Annotated in this window: 18 protein-coding genes and 1 pseudogene; 13 read left to right on the top strand and 6 right to left on the bottom strand. The window is 41.5% G+C overall.

Annotated elements, in window-relative coordinates; translation table 11 throughout:
* From ilvB to ilvA, 4 genes and pseudogenes are all read left to right on the top strand, one after another.
* A pseudogene (ilvB, locus tag A5868_RS09150) lies at window positions 1–1,698 on the top strand (biosynthetic-type acetolactate synthase large subunit); the annotation flags it as partial.
* 10 nt (window positions 1,699–1,708) lie between these two features.
* Window positions 1,709–2,185: an acetolactate synthase small subunit gene (ilvN, locus tag A5868_RS09145; RefSeq protein WP_010780589.1), complete on the top strand. Its 477-nt coding sequence runs from the start codon at window positions 1,709–1,711 to the stop codon at window positions 2,183–2,185.
* 59 nt (window positions 2,186–2,244) lie between these two features.
* On the top strand, window positions 2,245–3,240 hold the full coding sequence (gene ilvC / locus A5868_RS09140) for a ketol-acid reductoisomerase (protein ID WP_086303683.1): 996 nt from the start codon (window positions 2,245–2,247) through the stop codon (window positions 3,238–3,240).
* Window positions 3,241–3,254: 14 nt separating this feature from the next.
* Window positions 3,255–4,511, top strand: a complete 1,257-nt coding sequence (gene ilvA, locus A5868_RS09135) for a threonine ammonia-lyase IlvA (RefSeq protein WP_010780591.1) — start codon at window positions 3,255–3,257, stop codon at window positions 4,509–4,511.
* Window positions 4,512–4,560: 49 nt separating this feature from the next.
* Here ilvA and A5868_RS09130 read toward each other — a convergent pair whose 3' ends face one another.
* Genes A5868_RS09130 through A5868_RS09120 form a run of 3 tightly spaced genes read right to left on the bottom strand, consistent with a single transcriptional unit; the run spans window position 4,561 to window position 6,234 of the window.
* Window positions 4,561–5,322: an ABC transporter permease gene (locus tag A5868_RS09130; RefSeq protein ID WP_086303684.1), complete on the bottom strand. Its 762-nt coding sequence runs from the start codon at window positions 5,320–5,322 to the stop codon at window positions 4,561–4,563.
* Window positions 5,319–5,957, bottom strand: coding sequence for an ABC transporter ATP-binding protein (locus tag A5868_RS09125; protein WP_086303685.1), 639 nt, complete (start codon window positions 5,955–5,957; stop codon window positions 5,319–5,321). Before A5868_RS09125 ends, A5868_RS09130 begins: the two co-directional genes overlap by 4 nt.
* 4 nt (window positions 5,958–5,961) lie before the next feature.
* Window positions 5,962–6,234, bottom strand: coding sequence for a hypothetical protein (locus tag A5868_RS09120; RefSeq protein ID WP_010780595.1), 273 nt, complete (start codon window positions 6,232–6,234; stop codon window positions 5,962–5,964).
* Between the two features lie 331 nt (window positions 6,235–6,565).
* Here A5868_RS09120 and tuf point away from each other — a divergent pair, with 331 nt between their 5' ends.
* Both tuf and A5868_RS09110 read left to right on the top strand, forming a co-directional pair.
* Window positions 6,566–7,753 (top strand): elongation factor Tu, encoded by a 1,188-nt coding sequence (gene tuf / locus A5868_RS09115; protein ID WP_086303686.1) that lies wholly within the window; start codon window positions 6,566–6,568, stop codon window positions 7,751–7,753.
* Window positions 7,754–7,867: 114 nt separating this feature from the next.
* On the top strand, window positions 7,868–8,911 hold the full coding sequence (locus A5868_RS09110; protein WP_086303687.1) for a glycerol dehydrogenase: 1,044 nt from the start codon (window positions 7,868–7,870) through the stop codon (window positions 8,909–8,911).
* A 20-nt stretch (window positions 8,912–8,931) separates the two neighbouring features.
* On the opposite strand, the gene A5868_RS09105 is transcribed toward A5868_RS09110, so the two are convergent.
* Together A5868_RS09105 and A5868_RS09100 are read right to left on the bottom strand one after the other, a co-directional pair.
* Window positions 8,932–9,681 carry an amino acid ABC transporter ATP-binding protein gene (locus A5868_RS09105; RefSeq protein WP_010780598.1) on the bottom strand — a complete coding sequence of 250 codons (750 nt, stop codon included), beginning with the start codon at window positions 9,679–9,681 and terminating at the stop codon, window positions 8,932–8,934.
* Window positions 9,682–11,844, bottom strand: coding sequence for an amino acid ABC transporter substrate-binding protein/permease (locus A5868_RS09100; RefSeq protein WP_010780599.1), 2,163 nt, complete (start codon window positions 11,842–11,844; stop codon window positions 9,682–9,684). It lies immediately after the preceding gene.
* 244 nt (window positions 11,845–12,088) lie between these two features.
* Here A5868_RS09100 and uvrB point away from each other — a divergent pair, with 244 nt between their 5' ends.
* From uvrB to whiA, 7 genes are all read left to right on the top strand, one after another.
* Window positions 12,089–14,080, top strand: a complete 1,992-nt coding sequence (uvrB, locus tag A5868_RS09095) for an excinuclease ABC subunit UvrB (protein ID WP_086303688.1) — start codon at window positions 12,089–12,091, stop codon at window positions 14,078–14,080.
* Between the two features lie 149 nt (window positions 14,081–14,229).
* Window positions 14,230–17,055 carry an excinuclease ABC subunit UvrA gene (uvrA, locus tag A5868_RS09090; RefSeq protein ID WP_086303689.1) on the top strand — a complete coding sequence of 942 codons (2,826 nt, stop codon included), beginning with the start codon at window positions 14,230–14,232 and terminating at the stop codon, window positions 17,053–17,055.
* A 97-nt stretch (window positions 17,056–17,152) separates the two neighbouring features.
* Window positions 17,153–18,409: a carboxylate--amine ligase gene (locus A5868_RS09085; protein WP_086303690.1), complete on the top strand. Its 1,257-nt coding sequence runs from the start codon at window positions 17,153–17,155 to the stop codon at window positions 18,407–18,409.
* 2 nt (window positions 18,410–18,411) lie between these two features.
* Window positions 18,412–19,125 carry an amino acid racemase gene (locus A5868_RS09080; RefSeq protein WP_086303691.1) on the top strand — a complete coding sequence of 238 codons (714 nt, stop codon included), beginning with the start codon at window positions 18,412–18,414 and terminating at the stop codon, window positions 19,123–19,125.
* Window positions 19,126–19,349: 224 nt separating this feature from the next.
* Window positions 19,350–20,237 carry an RNase adapter RapZ gene (rapZ, locus tag A5868_RS09075; RefSeq protein WP_010780604.1) on the top strand — a complete coding sequence of 296 codons (888 nt, stop codon included), beginning with the start codon at window positions 19,350–19,352 and terminating at the stop codon, window positions 20,235–20,237.
* The gene (locus A5868_RS09070) at window positions 20,234–21,232 is read left to right on the top strand and encodes a gluconeogenesis factor YvcK family protein (protein ID WP_010780605.1); all 999 of its coding nucleotides are present in this window, start codon (window positions 20,234–20,236) and stop codon (window positions 21,230–21,232) included. The genes rapZ and A5868_RS09070 overlap by 4 nt, the downstream gene beginning before the upstream one ends.
* Window positions 21,233–21,260: 28 nt before the next feature.
* Window positions 21,261–22,196, top strand: a complete 936-nt coding sequence (whiA, locus tag A5868_RS09065) for a DNA-binding protein WhiA (RefSeq protein WP_010780606.1) — start codon at window positions 21,261–21,263, stop codon at window positions 22,194–22,196.
* 22 nt (window positions 22,197–22,218) lie between these two features.
* Here whiA and A5868_RS09060 read toward each other — a convergent pair whose 3' ends face one another.
* Window positions 22,219–22,734, bottom strand: a complete 516-nt coding sequence (locus tag A5868_RS09060) for a thioredoxin domain-containing protein (protein WP_086303692.1) — start codon at window positions 22,732–22,734, stop codon at window positions 22,219–22,221.
* Window positions 22,735–22,948 lie beyond the last annotated feature (214 nt).

Here is a 22,948-nt window from a genome sequence, read left to right as displayed (position 1 = left end):
ATGGAAGAAATGAAGCAAAAAGCAGACGCGGAAGAGCTGTATAGCGGCGCAGATCTATTGATCAAGTGTTTGGAAAATCAAGGAGTCGAATTGATTTTCGGGTATCCTGGCGGGTCCGTTTTACCGCTGTATGACTCCCTTTATGATGAATCGATTCCGAATATTCTTACACGGCACGAGCAAGGTGCCGTGCACGCCGCAGAGGGGTACGCGAAGGCGACAGGCAAACCTGGAGTAGTTATTGTAACCAGCGGACCTGGTGCGACCAATGTAGTCACGGGGATCGCAGACGCGATGATCGATTCGGTTCCTTTGGTCGTTATTACAGGTCAAGTAACCACACCCGGCATTGGAAAGGATGCCTTCCAAGAAGCGGATATGTTGGGGATCACCGTTCCCATTACCAAAAATAATTATCAGGTTCGAGACATTGAAGAGCTTCCCCGGATCATCAATGAAGCCTTTCATATTGCGACGACAGGAAGAAAAGGACCAGTGCTGATTGATTTGCCGAAAGACATTACGACATTGAAAGCCAATCCAGCCATTAATAAGGTCGTTCATTTAGAGAGTTACCAGCCGACGACAACACCCTCTATTTTACAAATCGAACGGCTGATGACGTTATTGAAACGAGCAAAAAAACCGCTGCTTCTTGTTGGGGGAGGTGTCGTTGCGGCAGATGGCGGCAACGAATTGCGACAATTGGTAGAAAAATACCGGCTGCCGACAGTAAGCACCTTGTTAGGGCTAGGCCTACTGCCGCATGATCATCCTAATTTTCTAGGTATGGGCGGCATGCATGGAACATATGCCGCAAATATGGCTATGATGGAATGCGATTTACTGATCAACATTGGCAGCCGGTTTGACGATCGTCTGGCCTGTTCATCTGAAGCATTCGCGCCTCATGCCAAAATTGCCCATATAGATGTTGATCCAGTAGAAATCGGAAAGATCATCAAAACAGATATCCCGATCGTCGGTGATGCAAAGATCGCGCTAAGTCAAATGCTGTCGACAGAGAGTGACGCGCCAGAATGCGAAGAGTGGCGGATGCTGTGTAAGGCACGGCAAGAAAAATACCCATTGAAATACACCTGGGATGAGAAAGTCATCAAGCCGCAAGAAGTCATCGAGATTGTTGGACGGATCACCGAAGGGCAAGCTTATGTGGCGACTGATGTAGGTCAGCATCAAATGTGGGTAGCGCAATTTTATCCATTCAAGTTTCCAAAACAATTAATCACCAGTGGCGGGTTAGGGACCATGGGGTATGGAATCCCAGCTGGCATTGGGACGAAATTTGGCAAACCAGAGGAATCAGTGGTCGTCTTTGTCGGAGATGGCGGCTTTCAAATGACCAATCAGGAATTCGCCATTTTGAATCAAAATAACTTGGATATTAAATTCATTTTGATGAACAACCAATCCCTAGGAATGGTTCGTCAGTGGCAAGAAAAATTCTTTAATGAACGCCGTTCGCAATCTGTTTTTCAAGAGCAACCGGATTTCATGAAGATGGCGGAAGCCTACGGGATAGGCAGTAAAAAAATTACTGATCCACATACGTTGGAAAAAGAATTGCAAGCAGCGTTTGCGACACCTGGCCCTATGCTGATCGAGGTGATGATTTGCACGAAAGAGCACGTATTGCCTATGATTCCGGCGGGTATGCCAAATGATCAGATGTTGGGGGGTAGATTAGATGAGACGAATGATCACAGCGATGGTTCACGATCAGGCGGGAGTACTGAGTCGCATCACCAGCGTGCTAAACCGCAGACAGGTAAATATGGATAGTGTCTCTGTCGGTCGAACGGAAAGAGACGGAGAGTCGCGCATGACGATCATTATCCAAGCGGACACTTTAGCAGACGTGGAACAAGTAACGAAGCAGCTAAATAAGCAAATCGATGTTGTGAAAGTCTCTGATGTAACGGATGAGCCTCATTTAGAAAGAGAATTGGCATTGGTCAAAGTCAGTGCGCCGGCTGCGATCCGTTCAGAGATTCAAGCGATGATCGATCCGTTTCGCGCAGATGTCGTGGATGTAGGATTAAAAACGATTGTCGTACAGGTCGCAGGCTCGACGGAAAAGGTCAATGCCTGTATCGATGTACTTCGACCGTATGGTATCAAGCAGTTAGCCCGAACAGGAGTAACTGGATTTAGCAGAGGTTAAACGCAAAATAAATTTCTTGTTTTGCTATTAATATAGTTTAATAAATTGGAGGAAAAATGATGGTTAAAGTTTATTATGATGATGCAGTAGCGAAGGATGCTTTAGAAGGAAAAACAATTGCTGTAGTGGGTTATGGGTCACAAGGACACGCTCATGCACAAAATCTACGTGACACGGGTCACCAAGTCGTGATCGGTGTGCGAGAAGGAAAATCCGCTGAGGCTGCTCGTGAAGATGGGTTTGATGTATTGTCAGTAGCTGACGCAGCTAAAAAAGCCGAAGTAGTCATGATTTTAGCTCCAGATGAGATCCAAGGTGCGCTCTATGAGAATGAAATCGCACCAAACTTAGAAGAAGGCGACGCGTTAGTTTTCGCCCATGGATTCAATATTCATTTTGATGTAATCAATCCGCCGAAAAACGTGGATGTCTTCTTAGTGGCACCTAAAGGCCCTGGGCATTTAGTTCGTCGGACGTTTACCGAAGGATTTGCCGTACCTGCCTTATTCGCGGTTTATCAAGACGCAACAGGAACTGCTCAAGAATTAGCGCTGTCTTATGCTAAAGGAATCGGTGCGACACGAGTAGGTGTCTTGGAAACAACCTTTAAAGAAGAAACTGAAACCGATCTGTTTGGTGAACAAGCCGTGTTATGTGGCGGGTTAACCAGTATGATCGAAGCAGGATTTGAAACCTTAGTAGAAGCGGGCTATCACCCTGAATTGGCATACTTCGAAGTCTGTCACGAAATGAAGCTAATCGTTGATTTGATCTATGAAGGCGGCTTTGGAAAAATGCGGAATTCTATCTCCAATACTGCGGAATACGGGGATTATGTTTCAGGACCTCGCGTTATTACGGATCAAGCAAAAGCAGGAATGAAGGAAGTCCTAACAGATATCCAAAATGGAAAATTTGCGCAAGGCTTTATTGATGATAACAAAAACGGCTTCCCAGAGTTTAAGAAGATGCGTAAAGAAAGTGCGGGTCATCAAATTGAAGAAGTAGGTGGCGAATTACGAAAAATGATGCCATTTGTCAGCCGTAAAGATTAGTGGGAGGTGCAGTGATGGATTTGATCAAAGACACCGAGGTTCGCAGTGCTTATCAATTACTGAAAAATTCGGTCAATCATACACCATTGCAATACGATCGTTACTTATCTGAAAAGTATCAGGCAACCGTTTTACTCAAGCGAGAAGATCTGCAAAAAGTTCGTTCGTTTAAATTACGCGGGGCCTATTACGCCATAAAAAAACTTCCAGAAGCGGAACTAAAAAAGGGTGTTGTTTGTGCAAGCGCGGGGAATCACGCACAGGGAGTGGCGTATACATGCCATGAATTAAGAACGAAAGCCGCGATTTTTATGCCGACTACGACACCACAGCAAAAAGTCTCGCAAGTAAATTTTTTTGGTGGCGAATTCGCAGATATTCATTTAGTTGGAGATACCTTTGATGCTTCTGCTTCTGCAGCAAGAGCGTATTGCGAAGAAAATGGCATGACCTTCATTGATCCCTTCAACGACAGGAACATCATTGCCGGTCAAGGAACACTGGCTTTAGAGATGATGACCGATGCAGAAAGTGAAGGCTATAAACCAGATTATGTCATTGCAGCAATCGGCGGCGGCGGCTTGATCAGCGGCGTATCATCGTATGTGAAAAATACATCTCCGATGACAAAAGTAATTGGTGTGGAGCCAAAAGGGGCTGCATCGATGCAGGCAGCTTTTGAAAAAGAGCAACCAGTGAAATTGGCAGAGATTGACAAATTCGTTGACGGTGCAGCCGTTCAATGTGTAGGTGAAATAACGTACCTCCACAGCAAAGAATATGTAGATGAGCTGATGTCGGTGGATGAGGGATTGATTTGCTCTACGATTCTTGATCTGTACGGCAAGCAGGCCATTGTAGTTGAACCCGCGGGTGCGTTGAGTGTTGCTGCTTTGGATTTAATGAAAGAAAAAATCAAAGGAAAAACAGTGATCTGTGTCATCAGCGGTGGAAACAACGACATTAATCGAATGGCAGAGATCGAGGAACGTTCGCTGATTTATCAGGGATTAAAACATTACTTTGTCGTGAATTTTCCGCAACGTCCGGGCGCACTCAAGGAGTTTGTGTCCGAGGTATTGGGTGAAGGAGACGACATCACTCGATTTGAATACACGAAAAAAAGCAATCGCGGGACCGGCCCAGTAGTGATCGGCGTGTTGTTGAAGAAGCCTGAGACACTGCCAAGCTTATTGAAGCGATTAAATGAATTTGATTCTACCTATATCGAGTTAAGTCAAAACAAAACACTGTACAATTTGCTCGTATAGATAAATGACCTCCAGAAGATCCCTTTTGGAGGTCGTTTTGTGTTCATTTTTAGGAAATCAACTGGTAATCGTCATTAAAGTAATCTTTATAAGCAAAATACCCGGCAATGATCGCTCCCAAACTTGTAGCAGAGAGCAGCATGAAGGTCACCATGATCTGATATTTGATGGCAAGGACGGGATCAAGGCCCGCAAATATCAAACCGGACATCATTCCCGGCAGACTCACAAGTCCTACCGTTTTAGCAGAATCGATCGTCGGCTGCATGGCCGTTTTGATACTTTGCTGCAAAATAGGCTTAGAGGCCAAGTTGATTGAAGCGCCTAAAGCTAATTTTTCTAATGTTTGTTGCCTCAAATCATGGAATTGGGTATTCAACGTGCGGTAACACAGACCAATCGCTACCATGGAATTGCTCGCAATCATTCCTGTAATAGGCACAATCTGCGAGGGAACAAATTTGATCGCTCCAGAAAAAATCAAGACACCCAGCGTCACATAGGTACTGATAAAAATAGCGGCAAAAGAATGGCGGTATTTCTTACGTGAACCAGGATTTCTCTTATGCGCATTCCAAGCCGCATTAAACACGATAAACAGGCTCATCGCCACTGTTAAGAAACCATTGTTTACTTGGAAAATGTATTTTAGCAAATAGCCTACTAGGATCAACTGAAGGATCGCCCGTATAATACTAAGAAAAATATCTTTAGATAGATGAAGCTTTTCTTTTGAGCTAATAAAGACAGCAATCAAAACCAAGGCAAAAGCGAGTACGAAGGAGAGGTCATTCACAGCTAAAGAATTCATTTTTTTAATCTCCCTTCTTGGAGGATCAGCAGTTCTTTTGCTGCCTGAATTTCGGATTCATCATGCGTCACCTGCATAATGGAGCAGCCTTGTTGCTGCAATTGCTGGACGAGTCGATGGATGATCCCTTTTGTCGATTCATCTAAACCGGTCGTCACTTCGTCGAGCAATAAAATTTTTGGTAAAAATAAAATGTTCCGAATCATCGCGACACGTTGGCGTTCACCGCCAGATAATTCAGTGATCTTTTTTGAGATATAGTTTGAGGGGAGATCAACTAAATTGAGGGTAGTTGCCATCTTCTCCTTATCTGGAAAAAGAGATCGGACGAAATAAGGGAAAGCTAAATTGTCTTCAACAGTATCACCGAACAAAGCAGGCTGTTGGAAGCAATAAGAAACTTGTTGACGATAGTCAGTATAGTCATAGGAACGTTGCTGCTTACCGCTGAAGAGCAGCTCCCCGTTCGTTGGCGATACTAACGAAGCGATCACGCGTAATAGGGTGCTCTTGCCACTTCCAGAGGGACCAGTGATCGTCAAAAAAGCACCTTCTTCTAAATTGAAGGAAAGGTGATCCAAAATGGTATTCTGTCCCGCTTGATAACTGACATCATGTAACTCTAAAAGTGCCATCTGATTATTGTTCCTCTCCAGCAGTATAAGGAATCACGACAAAAAGATCCGGCCGTTCATCGACTACTAATTGCTTCAAGGCGAATGCTGGGTGCCTAATGATCTGGCTCTCTTGATCAAACCGTTCAATAAAATAGTCTTTAATTTGATCATCGGTCCATTGTCTGGCAGGAAAGTGCCAATAGTGATCCTTCTCCTTAACAAACACAAAACCAACACTCCAAGCTTCCTTTACTTCATCTGGAATTTGAGCCAACAACGCTTGAAAATTTTCCATAACTTCTTACCTCCATAGTGACTTATCAGGATTCTTTTGTAAATGTACTCTATTATTAAACCAATAATCCATTTTTCTGTACACTCTTTGGTTTTTATTATAGCCTATAATCTCTCATCTAAAGCAAAGTATTTAGCAACAGAAACGATGAGAAGACCGAGTTATTCCTGTCCTCTTCATGACGAGAAACATATCATTTGGAGTTTGACCAATTCTGATGTATTATACTCTCGGATGGTTACTTACAAAAAGTAAAAGTGTAAATCTTTTTCATTTCATTCAAAATGATTTACACTGTATCCGTAAGAATTTTTTAGGAGGTTTGTTTATTATGGCAAAAGAACATTATGATAGAAGTAAACCACACGTTAATATTGGTACCATTGGTCACGTCGACCACGGTAAAACAACATTAACTGCAGCAATCACAACGGTATTAGGTAAGAAAGGTCTCGCAAACCCTCAAGACTACGCTAGTATCGATGCTGCACCCGAAGAACGTGAACGCGGAATCACTATCAATACCGCTCACGTAGAATACGAAACTGAAAAACGCCACTATGCCCATATCGACGCTCCAGGACACGCGGACTATGTTAAAAACATGATCACCGGTGCTGCTCAAATGGACGGTGCGATCTTAGTAGTATCAGCTACTGATGGCCCTATGCCTCAAACACGCGAACACATTCTATTATCACGTCAAGTAGGTGTAAAATACTTGATCGTCTTCTTGAACAAAGTAGACTTGGTTGATGACGACGAATTGATCGATTTAGTAGAGATGGAAGTTCGGGAATTGCTTACAGAATATGGTTTCCCAGGCGACGATATTCCTGTTCTTAAAGGTTCTGCTTTGAAAGCATTAGAAGGCGATCCTGAACAAGAACAAGTCATCCTTGACTTAATGGATACTGTTGACGAATATATTCCAACACCAGAACGTGATACTGACAAACCATTCTTGTTACCAGTCGAAGATGTGTTCTCAATCACAGGACGCGGAACTGTAGCTTCTGGTCGTATCGACCGTGGTGAAGTCAAAGTCGGTGATGAAATTGAAATCATCGGGATCAAACCTGAAGTTCAAAAAGCAATCGTAACAGGTCTTGAAATGTTCCGTAAAACATTGGATTACGGGGAAGCCGGCGATAACGTTGGTGTGCTTTTACGTGGGATTACTCGTGATGAAATCGAACGTGGTCAAGTGTTAGCTAAACCAGGTTCAATTACACCGCATACAAAATTCAGCGCAGAAGTATATGTATTGTCGAAAGAAGAAGGCGGACGTCATACACCATTCTTCAACAACTACCGTCCTCAATTCTACTTCCGTACGACGGACGTTACAGGTAATATCATGTTGCCAGAAGGCACTGAAATGGTTATGCCTGGCGATAACGTAACAATCGACGTTGATTTGATCCACCCAATCGCTGTAGAAAAAGGAACAACTTTCTCTATTCGTGAAGGCGGACGTACTGTTGGTTCAGGTATCGTTACTGAAATCGAAAAATAATTTAGACTTACTAAGCACGCAGCGTAAAAAGCTGCGTGCTTTTTTTATCATGCTGGGAAGTTTTCTTGCACCGATTTCAGCAAGTTGCTATGATAAATCAAAAAGGAGACCGCTATGGAAAAATTTTTTGCGAGTCCGATGGCTTATCGACAGGGAAAGAATGTTCTTTGGGCCCATATAGAGGATATTTTGTCTTTTGGAGAAAGAGGATTACTAGTAACGGATGCGTTTGTCTATCAAATGGTCGGAGAAGGGCTGATGAAGGAGCTGGTAAAGCAAGGGGGACAACTCACTGTCTGGTTAGTAGAAGAGGAACAGCCGACTCTGAGTTTTGATTATGTCATCGCTTTGGGTGGCGGAAGAGCGATCGATTTAGGAAAAGCATTGGCTTTTAATACGAAGAGCCGCTGCATTGTTGTCCCCACCTCAGCAGCAACCGATGCCCCTACTTCTCGAATTTCGGTGGAGTATCGAGAGGGATATTTTGAAAACTATGCCTATTATACTAAAAGCCCCGATTTGGTCCTGGTTGATACGGAGATCTTGATCCACAGTCCGGTCCACTTTTTAGCCGCGGGAATCGCAGACGGATTGTCAACGTCAATTGAAGCAAGAACAGTACGAGAAAATAATGGGAAGAATACCTTAGGAGCGGCACCTACCTTAGCAGCAGGAGCCATTGCGGAGAAGTGTCGCGAAGTGTTGTTGGAGCATGGGGAGGCAGCGTTAGAGGCCAATAAAAGACAAGAAATCACTCAATCCTTTGAAGCAGTAGTCGAGGCAAATATATTATTAAGCGGTATTGGGTTTGAATCAGGCGGATTGAGTATCGCCCATGCCTTGCACAATGCGATGGTCAGTTTGTGGGGGAGAGCGATAAAAGGCAGCCACGGACAAATCATCGCGTTGACAACGTTGCAGCAATTGCGAATCGAGGGACGCGAAGAGGAGCTTGCGCAATATCAAGCGTTATTCGAAAAGCTCGGGTTGCCGATCACCTATGAAGTGTTGGGCATTTTTCCCTCCGCGAATGAACTGAAAACAATCACCGATCTTGCATTTTCGCCAGAGGACGGGATTGTTCGCAGCGGATCACAAGCAACAAAAGAGGAAGTATATAGAGCGCTAATGATATTTAGAAAAACCCGTGAAATCTAACATGATTTCACGGGCCTTTTTTAAATATTCAAGACTTTGTTCAAGAAGTCTTGTGTTCTTGGGTTGTGGGGATTATTGAAGACTTGTTCTGGTGTCCCATCTTCTAAGATTTTTCCACCATCGGTAAAGATGACACGGTCAGCCACTTCTTTAGCAAAACCCATTTCATGGGTTACGATGACCATGGTCATACCTTGCAGTGCCAAGTCCTTCATAACCTTCAAAACATCGCCAACCATTTCTGGGTCAAGAGCGGAAGTCGGTTCATCAAACAGCATCACATCAGGATTCATCGCCAACGCACGAGCAATAGCCACACGTTGCTTTTGACCACCCGAAAGGCTATCTGGATAATCATCTTTCTTCTCAGCTAAACCTACTTGCTTCAGCAATTCAACACCGCGTTTTTGTGCTGCGTCTTTTGATTCACCCTTTAGATCAAGGGGAGCCAACGTAATGTTTTCCAAAACAGTCAGGTGAGGGAACAAGTTGAAATGCTGGAATACCATACCGATATGCTGACGCACCAAGTTGATATCTGTATGTTTGTCCGTCAGGTCTTGTCCGTCAATGATGATCTCGCCAGATGTCGGTTCTTCCAAATGGTTCATACAGCGTAAAAAGGTACTTTTCCCGGAACCAGATGGACCGATGATACATACGACTTCACCTTCACTGATAGTGATATTTAAGTCATTTAAAACAGTGTTGTCGCCGAATTTTTTAACTAAATGATTTACAACGATTTTATTGCCTGCATTCTTTTCCATCTATTTCACCTTCTTATCTAAACGATTCGCTAACTTAGTCAAGATCGTGATCAAGATTAAGTACATGATTGCAATGATCAAGTAAACGTAAGAGCTTTGTGTTGTACGTGCAACGATGATCTTACCGGTTTGCAGCAATTCTACCACGCCGATTGCTGAAATGATCGTCGTATCTTTCAAACTGATAACAAACTGATTGATGAAAGAAGGGATCATGATTTTTACAGCTTGCGGTAAAATAATTTTTTGCATTGTCCGATTGTACGACAAACCTAAACTACGTGAAGCTTCCATTTGACCGACCGGAACGGCATTGATACCGCCACGTACGATTTCCGCGATATATGCACTAGCATTTAAGGTTAAGGTGATGATCCCGGCTGCGAAGTCAGGAATTTTGATTCCTGTGATCCCTGGTAAGCCGAAGAAAATAAAGAAGGCCAGTACCATCATTGGAATACCACGGATAATATCGATATAAACACCCGCTAGCAAACGCAACCCACGTACAGGGGATACACGGAACAACCCAAAGATCACTCCTAAAACTAAGGCTAAAGCAAACGATACTAATGCTAATACGATTGTTTTCCATAAACCTTCTAACAACGATTTATAATTGTTTTTCAACAATCCGGTAATCGTGGATTCGTCCACCGCGTCTTTCTTTTCTTCCTGACCGGAGCCGATGTATTTATTGACGATTTCATCGTATTCACCGGTACGTTTCATTTCTTTCAATGCTTCAGTAAACATTTCGCGAAGTTCAGGATTTTCACCTTTCTTCACGGCAAAGCCATATTCTCCGCCGACTTCACGTTTAATTGGTGTTTTTAACGCTTGGCCTTGCTTCACAGCGTAGCCGATTACTGGATAATCGTCCATCATGGCGTCGATTGATCCAACTTTCAAAGCATCATACAACTGATCAGCGGCATCGAAGCTCTTGATCGTGTAGCCATACTCATCCTTATGTGCTTCTAAGAAATCAGCACTCTCAGTGCCCACTTTTGCGCCTACAGTTTTTCCTTTTAGATCTTTGTAGGCTTTAATATCGTTATCGTCTTTCGCAACGGCTAATTGAATGCCGCTTTGGAAGTAGGGGTCAGAAAAATCATAATTGGCTTTTCGTTCGTCCGTAATAGTCATTCCAGCGATCATACCATCTGCTTGACCAGATTCTAAGGCTTGCATCGCAGAAGAGAAGCCAATGAATTTCATATCTAATTTGAAGCCTTGAAGATCTGCGGCACGTTTCAACAAGTCGACATCGATTCCCTTGTACTCACCATCGCTGTCCTTATATTCAAAAGGAGCAAAGGCGGAATCACTGGCAATAACATAAACATCCTTTTTAGGTTCGATTTTCTTCATGTCACCAGATGCGGCTTTATCACCTGAACCGGTAGAGATGTATTTGCTGACGATTTTATCGTACTCGCCATTCGCTTTTAAGTCTTTTAAGCCTTTATTGAATTTTTCCAACAATTCTTTATTTTCACCTTTTTTAACGGCGAAACCGTAGGAACTGCCTTTTTCTGGATCACCAATTAATTTAAAGGGCTGGCCATTCGTTACAGCGTAGCCGAGAACAGGGTAGTCATCGAAGATAGCTTCCACATTCCCGTTAGTCAATGCATTATACATAGCGTCTGCGGCTTCGTACTGCTTGACCTCATAACCGTATTTATCTTTATTGTTATTTAAAAATGTGGCACTTTCTGTCCCAATTTTCGCAGCAACTGTTTTTCCTTTTAAGTCATCGTACCCTTTGATATCTTTGTTATCGTTTTTAACAGCCATTTGAATACCGCTGTCGAAATAAGGATCTGAAAAATCAAATGTTTTTTTGCGCTCATCCGTGATGCTCATTCCGGCAATCATACCGTCCAATTGATCAGACTGTACTCCTTGGATTGAACTGTCGAAGCCCAATGGACGCAGATCCACTTTAAAATTTTGATCTTTCGCAATTTGATTCAGTAAATCAACGTCGATCCCCACGTATTCACCATCTGAGTTTTGAAATTCAAACGGGGCGAAGGTTAAATCCGTCCCGATTTTATATGTTTTTTCCGCAGCATGTGTCTTGCTGGCAAAGCCAAGTGTGAATAGACTTGCCATTAAGAAAACAACAAATGGAATTAATTTGGTTTTTCTCATAATTATCCTCCTAATTACTTATCGTTTGTTTATTATATGTTAGTTTAAGGATAAAATACAAGTAGGTTCATTGTGAGATAGAAAAAAAGCGAAATATTCATAACATGGTATGTTAAAAAAGCTAACATGATGCTTTTTAAGAACTTCTTATGGTAAGAACAATAAATGGCGAAAATATGTTCGGTATGCTATAATTTTTGATGGAAAATAATTGCTTATTTAAATCAAAAAAGGGGGATTTTGTATGATTGAAAGAATGATGGACAATACGTTCGACCTTCATTCAAAATATCAGCCTGCTGGCGATCAGCCTGAGGCCATTTCACAATTAGCTGAAGGAGTCGTTGGCGGTAAAAAGGCACAAATCCTTTTAGGTGCTACCGGTACAGGGAAGACGTATACGATATCGAATGTTATAAAGGATGTAAATAAGCCCACTTTGATAATTGCCCACAATAAAACATTGGCTGGACAATTATACGGGGAATTTAAAGAATTCTTTCCTAACAACGCGGTGGAGTATTTCGTGAGTTACTATGATTATTATCAACCCGAGGCTTACGTGCCTTCTAGTGATACGTATATAGAAAAGGATTCAAGTATTAATGATGAGATCGATAAGCTGCGACATTCGGCAACAAGTTCATTGCTTGAAAGAAATGATGTCATCGTCGTCGCTTCCGTCTCATGTATCTTTGGTTTAGGTTCACCGAAGGAATACTTAGAGCAAGTAGTTTCATTACGCGTGGGGATGGAAATGGACCGAAATCAATTGCTGCGCAATTTGATTGATATTCAATTCGAGAGAAATGATATTGATTTTCAACGTGGTCGCTTTCGTGTTCGTGGGGATGTCGTGGAGATCTTCCCAGCATCACGTGACGAGCGCGCTTTACGTGTCGAATTTTTTGGAGACGAAATTGAGCGAATTCGAGAAGTTGACGCTTTGACGGGGGAAATCACAGGCGAAACAGAACATGTCGCCATTTTCCCCGCGACCCACTTTTTAACCAATGAAGGTCACATGGAAGTGGCAATCAGCAATATTCAAAAAGAGCTAGCTGAACGTTTAGAGGTTCTTCGCAACGAGAATAAACTGTTGGAAGCACAACGCTTGGAACAACGCACTAATTATGACATTGAGATGTTGCGGGAAATGGGGTATACCTCAGGGATCGAAAACTACTCACGTCATATGGATGGGCGTAAAGAAGGCGAGCCGCCCTATACCTTGATCGACTTCTTTCCAGAAGACTTCCTATTAGTAGTCGATGAATCCCATGTTACGATGCCTCAGGTCCGTGGAATGTACAACGGAGACCGTGCGCGTAAGCAGATGCTTGTAGATTATGGGTTTCGATTGCCTTCAGCCTTGGACAACCGTCCATTGCGCTTAGAGGAATTTGAAGAACGGGTGAACCAGATCGTTTATGTTTCAGCCACTCCAGGGCCTTATGAACACGAGCAGACGGATACAGTAGTAGAACAAATCATTCGTCCAACAGGTTTATTAGACCCAGTCATTGAAGTAAGACCGATCATGGGTCAAATTGATGACTTAGTTGGAGAAATCAACGAACGTTCAGAACGGAATGAACGAGTCTTTGTTACGACTTTGACAAAGAAAATGTCTGAAGATTTGACAGACTACTTCAAAGAGTTGGGGATTAAAGTCAAATACCTTCACAGCGATATAAAGACTTTGGAACGGACTGAAATTATACGGGACCTTCGTTTAGGAAAATTCGATGTGCTTGTCGGTATCAATCTTTTACGTGAAGGGCTTGATGTTCCTGAAGTTTCATTGGTTGCGATATTAGATGCCGACAAAGAAGGCTTCTTACGTAGTGAGCGGTCATTAGTACAAACGATCGGACGTGCTGCCCGTAATTCAGAAGGCAGAGTAATTATGTATGCCGATAAGATCACGGATTCAATGCAGCGGGCGATGGATGAGACATCCCGTCGTCGTGGAATTCAGCAGCAATATAACGAGGAACACGACATTGAGCCGAAGACGATCATTAAAGAGATTCGTGATTTGATCTCAATTAGTAAAGTCGCTGAGGAAACGGAAAAATACGATGCGACATCCTTTGAGGAACTATCAAAATCGGAACGTAAAGAACTGATTGCGAAGATGGAAGATGAAATGCGTGAAGCCGCCAAAACACTTGATTTTGAAACGGCTGCGACTTTACGTGATACGATTTTAGAACTCAAAGCAGCAGAATAGACAAAATTGATTCGTAAGAGTATTCTAATTCCACTTTTTGCACCGGTATTCAAGCGGTCGTAAAAAGTGGAATAGTAATATTAATAAATGAGAACATCCTCTTTTTGTTCAGAAGAAGTGGATGCAGTAAATTGAAATAGGAGAAATAAATGGCGAATGATAAGATAGTAATTCATGGAGCGCGTGCTCATAATTTAAAAAATGTTGATGTGACGATTCCTCGTGACAAAATGGTGGTTGTTACTGGTTTGTCTGGTTCTGGAAAAAGCTCACTGGCCTTTGATACGTTATACGCAGAAGGTCAGCGTCGCTATGTAGAAAGCTTATCTGCTTATGCACGTCAATTTTTGGGTCAAATGGATAAGCCTGATGTTGACAGCATTGACGGTCTAAGTCCCGCAATCTCTATTGACCAAAAAACCACAAGTAAAAATCCGCGGTCAACTGTTGGTACAGTAACTGAGATCAATGATTATCTACGTCTGCTTTATGCACGTGTGGGTCATCCTATTTGTCCAAATGATCATATTGAGATTACTTCACAATCCGTTGAACAAATGGTAGACAAGGTTTTAGAATTGCCGGAACGTACGAAAATTCAAATTTTAGCACCTGTTGTCGCTAAGAAAAAAGGGCAGCATAAAAAAGTATTTGAAATGATTCAACGGGAAGGGTACGTTCGGATGCGTGTCGATGGTGAGTTGTATGATGTTTCCGATGCACCCGAATTAACGAAAAATAAAAAGCATGACATTGAAATCATTATCGACCGAATCGTTGTCAAGGAAGGCATTCGCTCACGCTTGTTTGATTCCTTTGAAGCCGCTTTGCGGTTAGCAGAAGGCTACGCTGTGGTTGATGTTATTGGTGAAAAGGAAATGCTCTTCAGTGAACATTATGCTTGTCCTTATTGTGGCTTTACGGTTGGCGAACTTGAACCTCGACTGTTCTCATTTAACGCGCCATTTGGGGCTTGTCCTGATTGTGACGGACTAGGTGTGAAACTAGAAGTGGATATGGATCTTGTTATTCCAGATCCAAGCAAGACCTTGCGAGAAGGGGCGTTGATTCCGTGGAACCCAATCAGCTCACAGTACTATCCTCAAATGCTAGAGCAAGCTTGCCTAAGCTTCGGGATTGATATGGATACTGCCTTTGAAGATTTGCCCAAAGAGCACCAAGAGATTATTTTGAATGGTTCAAATGGCGAGAACTTTCATTTTCATTATGAAAATGATTTCGGCGGTGTACGGGATGTTGAAGTTCCTTTTGAAGGTATCATCAATAACATCAATCGTCGTTACGCGGAGACAAATAGTGATTTCACTCGTGATCAAATGCGTTTATATATGACAGAATTGACTTGCCAGACGTGTCACGGGTATCGTTTGAACCCTCAAGCTTTGTCTGTGCAAATCAATGGCGAGAATATCGGTCAAGTGAGCGAAGACTCGATCAATGGCGCACTGGACTTTTTTGAAACAGTTGCTTTAAGCGAACAAGAAAAGGTAATCGCTAAACCAATTTTAAAAGAAATCGGAGATCGTCTGAGCTTCCTGCGAAATGTGGGTCTGGATTATCTGACATTAAGTCGGGCTTCTGGGACTTTATCTGGTGGTGAAGCACAACGTATCCGTTTAGCTACTCAAATTGGTTCAAATTTATCTGGCGTTCTTTACATTTTAGATGAACCTTCCATCGGCCTGCATCAACGAGACAATGATCGATTGATTGATTCGCTGAAGAAGATGCGTGATCTAGGAAACACGTTGATCGTAGTCGAGCATGACGAAGATACGATGCGTGCAGCTGATTATCTAATTGATGTCGGTCCGGGCGCTGGCGATCAAGGTGGTGAAATTGTCGCTGCTGGTACTCCTCAAGAAGTTGAGAACAATCCAAACTCTTTGACGGGACAGTATTTATCTGGAAAACGGGAAATCGCTGTTCCAAAAGAACGACGTAAGGGCAACGGCAAAAAGATCAAGGTCACCGGAGCGACAGAGAATAATTTGAAGAACATCGATGTAGAGTTCCCACTAGGAAAATTTGTTGCAGTGACAGGGGTTTCCGGTTCAGGAAAATCAACGTTAGTCAACCAAATTCTCAAAAAGGCACTTGCTCAAAAATTGAATCGCAACTCTAATAAACCAGGAAAATACAAGAAAATCACTGGCTATAAAACGATTGAGAAGTTGGTAGATATTGATCAAAGCCCGATTGGACGAACGCCACGGAGTAATCCAGCGACCTATACAAGTGTATTTGATGATATTCGCGATTTGTTTGCACAAACAAATGAAGCGAAAATCCGCGGCTACAAAAAAGGACGTTTCAGCTTTAATGTCAAAGGCGGACGCTGTGAAGCTTGTCGTGGCGATGGGATCATCAAAATTGAAATGCACTTTTTACCAGACGTTTACGTGCCATGTGAAGTTTGTCATGGGAAACGCTATAACTCTGAAACGTTAGAAGTACATTATAAAGGAAAGAACATTGCCGATATCTTAGAAATGACGGTAGAAGATGCAGTCGAATTCTTTAAACATATTCCTAAAATCCATCGCAAACTACAAACAATCGTCGATGTTGGTTTGGGTTATGTCACTATGGGGCAACCGGCAACCACATTATCTGGCGGGGAAGCGCAACGGATGAAACTAGCTAGTGAGTTGCATAAGAATTCTAACGGGAAAAATTTCTATATTTTAGATGAACCCACAACTGGATTGCACACAGATGATATTGCACGTCTGTTAAAAGTTTTGGAACGATTTGTAGATGCTGGAAATACCGTTCTTGTTATTGAACATAACTTGGATGTGATCAAGTCAGCGGATTATGTGATCGATCTTGGGCCAGAAGGCGGCGATGGCGGAGGGACTGTTTTAGCTACAGGAACTCCAGAAGAAATCGCGGAAGTAGAAGAAAGTTATACCGGATATTACTTAAAGCGCGTCTTAAAAAATAAATAACTGATAAAGCGTGATGCAAGCAAAGGATTCTCCTTTGCTTGCATTTTTCTTTATGGTATGATTATCGTTGATTTAGAATGAGAAGGTGTAAGAGAATATGAATGAAAAACAAAAATTTGTTCCAATTTTGTTAGGAAGCGACATCAACGTTTATGGTATGTCACGTTCTTTTCATGAAGCCTATGGAATTGTTTCTGAGGCTTATGCCGGCTTGCAACTGGCGCCGACAAAATATAGTAAAATTGTAAATGTACACGTTGTACCAGGATTTGATAAAGATCCTGTATTTATTGAACGAATGCGTGAGTTAGGGAAAAATACGTATAACGACCCAAATACGAAATATTTACTGATTGCTTGTGGTGATGGGTATGCAGAGTTAGTTTCACAGCATAAAGAAGAACTTTCTGAGTGGTTTATCTGCCCTTATATTGATTTCGATTTGTTGCAACGTTTAATCAGTAAAGTGAGCTTTTATGAAATCTGCGAAAAATACGAGTTGCCTTATCCAAACACATTTATAATCACTGGAGATATGCTTGAGGCTGGAAAATTAAAACAAGATTTGCCGTTTGACTTTCCTGTCGCATTGAAGCCTGCGAATAGTGTGGAATGGCTGTCTGTGGACTTCGAAGGTCGTAAAAAAGCGTTTATTTTAGACACTCGAGATGAGTTTGATACTATCATAGAGCGTATTTATGAGGCGGGTTATACTAGTGAAATGATTGCTCAAGACTTTATTCCGGGTGATGACAGTCATATGCGTGTGTTAAATGCCTATGTTGATAAAGATCATCAAGTGCGCATGATGTGTTTAGGGCACCCTCTTTTAGAAGACCCTTCACCGGAAGCAATTGGGAATTATGTAGCAATCATGCCTGAATATAATGAAAAAATTTATCAGACGATTAAAGAGTTTTTAGAAAAAATCAATTACACTGGTTTTGCGAATTTCGATATGAAGTATGACCCGCGTGATGGCGATTACAAATTATTTGAAATTAATTTGCGTCAAGGACGCAGCAGTTTCTTTGTGACACTAAACGGATTTAATTTGGCGCAATATGTCACAGAGGATCGCGTATTTGAGAAACCATTTAATGAGACGATTTATGGTAAAGCTGATCCAGCAACTTCTATGTTATGGATGGGTGTACCAAAAGGTGTATTTGAAAAGTTTGCAAGGAATAATGCAGATAAAGAAAAGGCCTTAGAACTAATCAAAAAAGATCAATGGGGGACGACCGTCTTTTACAAAAAGGATATGTCTTTGATGCGATGGATTTTAATGAAGTATATGTTCAGTAAATATAAAGGACGGTTTGATTTATTCTTTAAAGAGAAAGAAGGATAAAGATGGAAAATTTTTTCAGTATTCTTGGCGGCATGGGAACAATGGCGACAGAAAGTTTTATTCGGATTTTAAATCAAAGGACTCAAGCCCACAATGACCAAGAGTATTTAAATTATGTGATGTTCAATCATGCGACCGTTCCGGATCGAACAGCGTATATTTTGGATCATAAGCAAGACAATCCTTTGCCATATTTATTAGACGATATAAAGAAGCAGAATGTATTAAAGCCTGACTTCATAGTTCTGACATGTAATACCGCCCATTATTTCTTTGATGAGCTGCAGGGAGCAACAGAAATTCCATTATTGCACATGCCCCGTGAAGCAGTAACAGAGGTGGAAAAGCATCATCAACCTGGTGAAAAGATTGCTGTTCTAGCCACCGAAGGAACTATAACGGCGAAGGTATATCAGAATGAGCTAGAAGCGAAGGGGTTTGAAGTTCTCGTTCCTGATAAAGAACTTCAAGGAAAAGTGAATCACTTGATTTATCAAGATGTGAAAGAAAATGATTTTATCAACAGTGAGCTTTACTTGGAAATTCTTTCAGATGTGTTTGAAAAATATGGTTGTCAAAATGCAGTCTTAGGGTGTACGGAACTTTCTTTAGTTCAAGAGCTGACAGAAGATGTCCCTTATTCCGTGATTGATGCACAATCGATATTAGCAGACCGAACAATTGAATTAGCATTAAAAAACAGATCTTCTATCTAGAAGATCTGTTTTTTTATCATGTTCAACTCTCTTATGAAAAGGTAAAGAATGACAAATAAGTAGCAAAGACACGCCTGGAATGTTATAATTTTTAAGAGGCAAAAGAGAATTGCCTTTTTTTAACGCTTAAATCAAACTTCGAAGTATTCAGTTTTTGTAAGAAGAAACGAGGGACTAAAAATTTTTATACAAGTATCTTAATTAGTGAGAGAGGAGTGACACAAATGACTGAAAGCTTACATTTGGTTGTCATTACAGGGATGAGTGGCGCAGGGAAAACAGTTGCCATTCAAAGTTTTGAGGATATGGGGTATTTCTGCGTGGATAATATGCCGCCAGGTTTGATCCCCAAATTCTGGGAGTTGATTCGAGAATCTGGAAAAGTTACAAAAATTGCTTTGGTAGTCGATTTAAGATCGCGCTCATTTTTCGAAGATATTCAAAATATGCTGATAGAAATTGAAAATACTGGATTCATTGATACAAGTATCTTGTTCTTGGATTGCTCAGATGAGGAGCTTGTTTCTCGCTATAAAGAAACACGACGTGCGCATCCTCTTGCGATGGATGGAATGGTTTCGGAAGGCATTCGTAAAGAAAGAGCCATCTTGGAGGACTTAAAGACGCGAGCGACGTTAATGATCGATACGACCGATTTGACTCCAAGACAATTACGAGAAAAAATCAATCAATCGTTTAAGCAGCAGGACGACGTTGGGTTTCACGTTGAAGTGGTTTCTTTTGGATTCAAATACGGACTGCCGATTGATGCCGATATAGTTATGGATGTTCGCTTTTTGCCGAATCCGCATTATATACCTGAGTTGCGTCCGCAAACAGGATTGGATAAGCCCGTTTATGACTATGTAATGTCCTTTCCTGAAACAGAGAGTTTTTACACAAACTTTGTCCGATTGGTCATGGATATCTTGCCAGGGTATATTAAAGAAGGAAAAAGTTCGTTAACAATTGCGATTGGGTGCACAGGTGGTCAGCATCGCTCCGTTGCATTGACAGAACGTGTTGGTAAAGCCATCAAGGATGCGAATTATAAGGTGAACATTACGCATCGCGACAAGGACAAGCGGAAAGAGACGGTGAATCGTTCATGAAAATGAAAACGTACCGTATCCGTAAACCAAAAATTGTTGTGATTGGCGGAGGCACAGGTCTTCCCGTTATTTTAAAAAGTTTGCGCAACCAAAGCGCGGACATTACAGCTGTAGTAACGGTTGCGGATGATGGAGGCAGCAGCGGTGAATTGCGCGACTCGATCGACATGGCTCCTCCAGGAGATTTAAGAAATGTATTGGCGGCGTTATCGGATATGCCGAAATTGTATGAAGACCTGTTTCAATATCGGTTTCATGAAGATGACAAATTTTTAGCAAACCATACAATTGGAAATCTATTGATCGCTGCTTTATCTGAAATGCGAAATAGTACCTATGAAGCAATCCAGTTACTTTCCATGATGATGCACGTGGATGGGCATATTTATCCCTCATCTGAAACGCCATTGGTCTTGCATGCTGATTTTGATGACGGGACGAGTGCAGTTGGGGAATCTAAAATTGCTCTTGACCGAAAGACGATCGAAAAAGTATACGTGACTGAAAAAAATGGTGAAAAGGCTGTTCATGCCGCACGCAAAGTTGTCCACGCGATCCATGAAGCCGATATGGTGGTCTTAGGTCCAGGTTCACTATTCACAAGCATCTTGCCCAATCTTGTCATTGAGGAGTTAGGTGAGGCTGTACGTACGACAAAAGCCGAGGTTGTTTATATCTGTAATATTATGACTCAAAAAGGCGAGACGGAACATTTTAGTGATGCAGATCATATTCGCGTACTGCATAAGCATCTCCAAAGTAACTTTATCAATACCGTTTTAGTCAATACTGAAAAGGTTCCTGAAGATTACATGGACCCTGAGATTTATGATGAATATTTAGTACAAGTTACTCATGATTTCAACGGCTTAAGAGAAGAAGGCTGTCGTGTTGTTTCCACTGACTTTTTGAAATTAAGAGACGGCGGTGTGTTCCACGACGGAGATAAAGTAGTGGATGAATTGTTCCGAATCGTTTTCGGAGCAAAGATTTAAAATAGAAAAGAAATAAGGAGGGCTCGTCATGTCTTTTGCAGCTGATGTAAAAAAAGAATTAACGAGTCTGACAGTCCAAAGAAATCTCGCGCAAGCGGAGCTGGCTGCGTTGATCCGCATGAACGGCTCGCTCAGCTTGAGCAATCATCAGTTTGTTTTAAATGTTCAAACGGAGAATGCGGCGATTGCTCGTCGGATATTTACGTTATTGAAAGAACATTATGATGTGCGTAGTGAGTTGCTGGTACGTCGGAAAATGAAGTTAAAGAAAAACAATGTCTATATCGTTAGACTAAAGCAAGAAACGCAGAAAATATTGTTGGATCTCGATATTATGGACGGGTTAATGTTTCAATCGCATATTGCCGATGAGATAAAGCAGTCGGACGAGAAAACGCGAGCCTATTTAAGAGGAGCCTTTTTAGCATCTGGCTCGGTGAATAATCCTGAAACAAGTCGGTACCATTTAGAAATTTCTTCCATTTACGAAGAACATAATCAAGATATATGTGATTTGCTAAATCAATTTGATTTGAATGCACGAACGCTCGAGCGGCGAAATGGATATATCACCTATCTAAAAGGCGCTGAGAAAATTGCCGACTTTTTAACATTGATAGGTGCAACGAATTCAATGCTCAAATTTGAAGACGTACGTATTGTGCGGGATATGCGAAATTCTGTGAACCGTCTCGTCAACTGTGAGACGGCTAATATGAATAAAACCATCGATGCGGCATCAAAACAGATCGAGAATATCCATTTTATTGAAACGACAGTCGGACTACAATCGTTACCCGAAAAGTTACAAGAAATCGCCGAATTAAGAATTCAAAACCCAGAAATCAGTTTAAAAGAGTTAGGCGAGATGATTCCCTCAGGAGCAATTTCTAAATCGGGAATCAATCACCGAATTCGTAAAATCAATGATTTCGCTGATAATTTGCGAAAAAAAACCGTTTGATTCTATTCAAACGGTTTTTTTCTTATTCAGCAATATAAGCTAGTAATGTTTTTTCATCAATCGATTCGTCAAAGATGTGTTCCTCTAAAACGATGGTTGGTACAAATTTGATGTTGGCTTGCTCAGCTTCGTTGCGAATCTCAATTTGCAAGTTTTGATTGGCTTGTTGAGTAAAATGCAAGGTTTCCTCAGCGTATTTGGCAACTGCTTCAAGCCCTAAATTCCCCCATGTTGCTTGAGTTTCAAATACTTGTTGAAGCTGTATTAAAGTCTTTTTAGGATCTGCACTAATATACTCGTGCATGATGTTCCCAGGTTGCAAACTAGTCTTATCTTTATCTAATAATTTGATTACTCGTTGAACCTTTTCTTCAGCTACTGCTGTATTCAGCGTATCATAGGATTCTTCAAACCACTGCTTACAATAGGGACACCGCAGATTAATAAATTCGATTAATCGTTTTGGCGCTGAATCTGAACCTATTTTGATGCCATTAAAATCATTCACTAAGTTTCCTTTTATAACAGAAATATCCATGTAAACAACACGTCCTTTCCTTTATTAGTGTACAAAATTTTAATGAGAAAACAAACTCTTTTCATACAAATAAGTAAAAAAGGTCCAACTCTTTATTGAAAATAAAAGTAGTTAGTTTATAATGAATCCGTTGTTATAAAGAGTATAAGAATGCCGATCCTTAATTATTGTAAAGAAATCGGAAATTTTTTATTCAAAAAGAAAGTTGTTTTAT

It is taken from the genome of Enterococcus sp. 12F9_DIV0723 (genome assembly GCF_002174375.1).
GTDB classification, from domain to species: Bacteria; Bacillota; Bacilli; order Lactobacillales; family Enterococcaceae; genus Enterococcus_A; species Enterococcus_A gilvus.
The sequence above is the reverse complement of the archived record's forward strand: the minus strand, read 5'-3'. Positions and strand labels throughout refer to the sequence as shown.

Bases quoted from the DNA above. Each gene is read 5' to 3' on its own strand.
- ilvN (WP_010780589.1), top strand. From the start codon at position 1,709: ATGAGACGAATGATCACAGCGATGGTTCACGATCAGGCGGGAGTACTG.
- whiA (WP_010780606.1), top strand. From the start codon at position 21,261: ATGTCTTTTGCAGCTGATGTAAAAAAAGAATTAACGAGTCTGACAGTC.
- tuf (WP_086303686.1), top strand. From the start codon at position 6,566: ATGGCAAAAGAACATTATGATAGAAGTAAACCACACGTTAATATTGGT.
- A5868_RS09125 (WP_086303685.1), bottom strand. From the start codon at position 5,957: ATGGCACTTTTAGAGTTACATGATGTCAGTTATCAAGCGGGACAGAAT.
- A5868_RS09085 (WP_086303690.1), top strand. From the start codon at position 17,153: ATGAATGAAAAACAAAAATTTGTTCCAATTTTGTTAGGAAGCGACATC.
- A5868_RS09110 (WP_086303687.1), top strand. From the start codon at position 7,868: ATGGAAAAATTTTTTGCGAGTCCGATGGCTTATCGACAGGGAAAGAAT.
- ilvC (WP_086303683.1), top strand. From the start codon at position 2,245: ATGGTTAAAGTTTATTATGATGATGCAGTAGCGAAGGATGCTTTAGAA.
- A5868_RS09080 (WP_086303691.1), top strand. From the start codon at position 18,412: ATGGAAAATTTTTTCAGTATTCTTGGCGGCATGGGAACAATGGCGACA.
- A5868_RS09120 (WP_010780595.1), bottom strand. From the start codon at position 6,234: ATGGAAAATTTTCAAGCGTTGTTGGCTCAAATTCCAGATGAAGTAAAG.
- A5868_RS09100 (WP_010780599.1), bottom strand. From the start codon at position 11,844: ATGAGAAAAACCAAATTAATTCCATTTGTTGTTTTCTTAATGGCAAGT.
- uvrB (WP_086303688.1), top strand. From the start codon at position 12,089: ATGATTGAAAGAATGATGGACAATACGTTCGACCTTCATTCAAAATAT.
- A5868_RS09060 (WP_086303692.1), bottom strand. From the start codon at position 22,734: ATGGATATTTCTGTTATAAAAGGAAACTTAGTGAATGATTTTAATGGC.
- rapZ (WP_010780604.1), top strand. From the start codon at position 19,350: ATGACTGAAAGCTTACATTTGGTTGTCATTACAGGGATGAGTGGCGCA.
- uvrA (WP_086303689.1), top strand. From the start codon at position 14,230: ATGGCGAATGATAAGATAGTAATTCATGGAGCGCGTGCTCATAATTTA.
- A5868_RS09105 (WP_010780598.1), bottom strand. From the start codon at position 9,681: ATGGAAAAGAATGCAGGCAATAAAATCGTTGTAAATCATTTAGTTAAA.
- A5868_RS09070 (WP_010780605.1), top strand. From the start codon at position 20,234: ATGAAAATGAAAACGTACCGTATCCGTAAACCAAAAATTGTTGTGATT.
- A5868_RS09130 (WP_086303684.1), bottom strand. From the start codon at position 5,322: ATGAATTCTTTAGCTGTGAATGACCTCTCCTTCGTACTCGCTTTTGCC.
- ilvA (WP_010780591.1), top strand. From the start codon at position 3,255: ATGGATTTGATCAAAGACACCGAGGTTCGCAGTGCTTATCAATTACTG.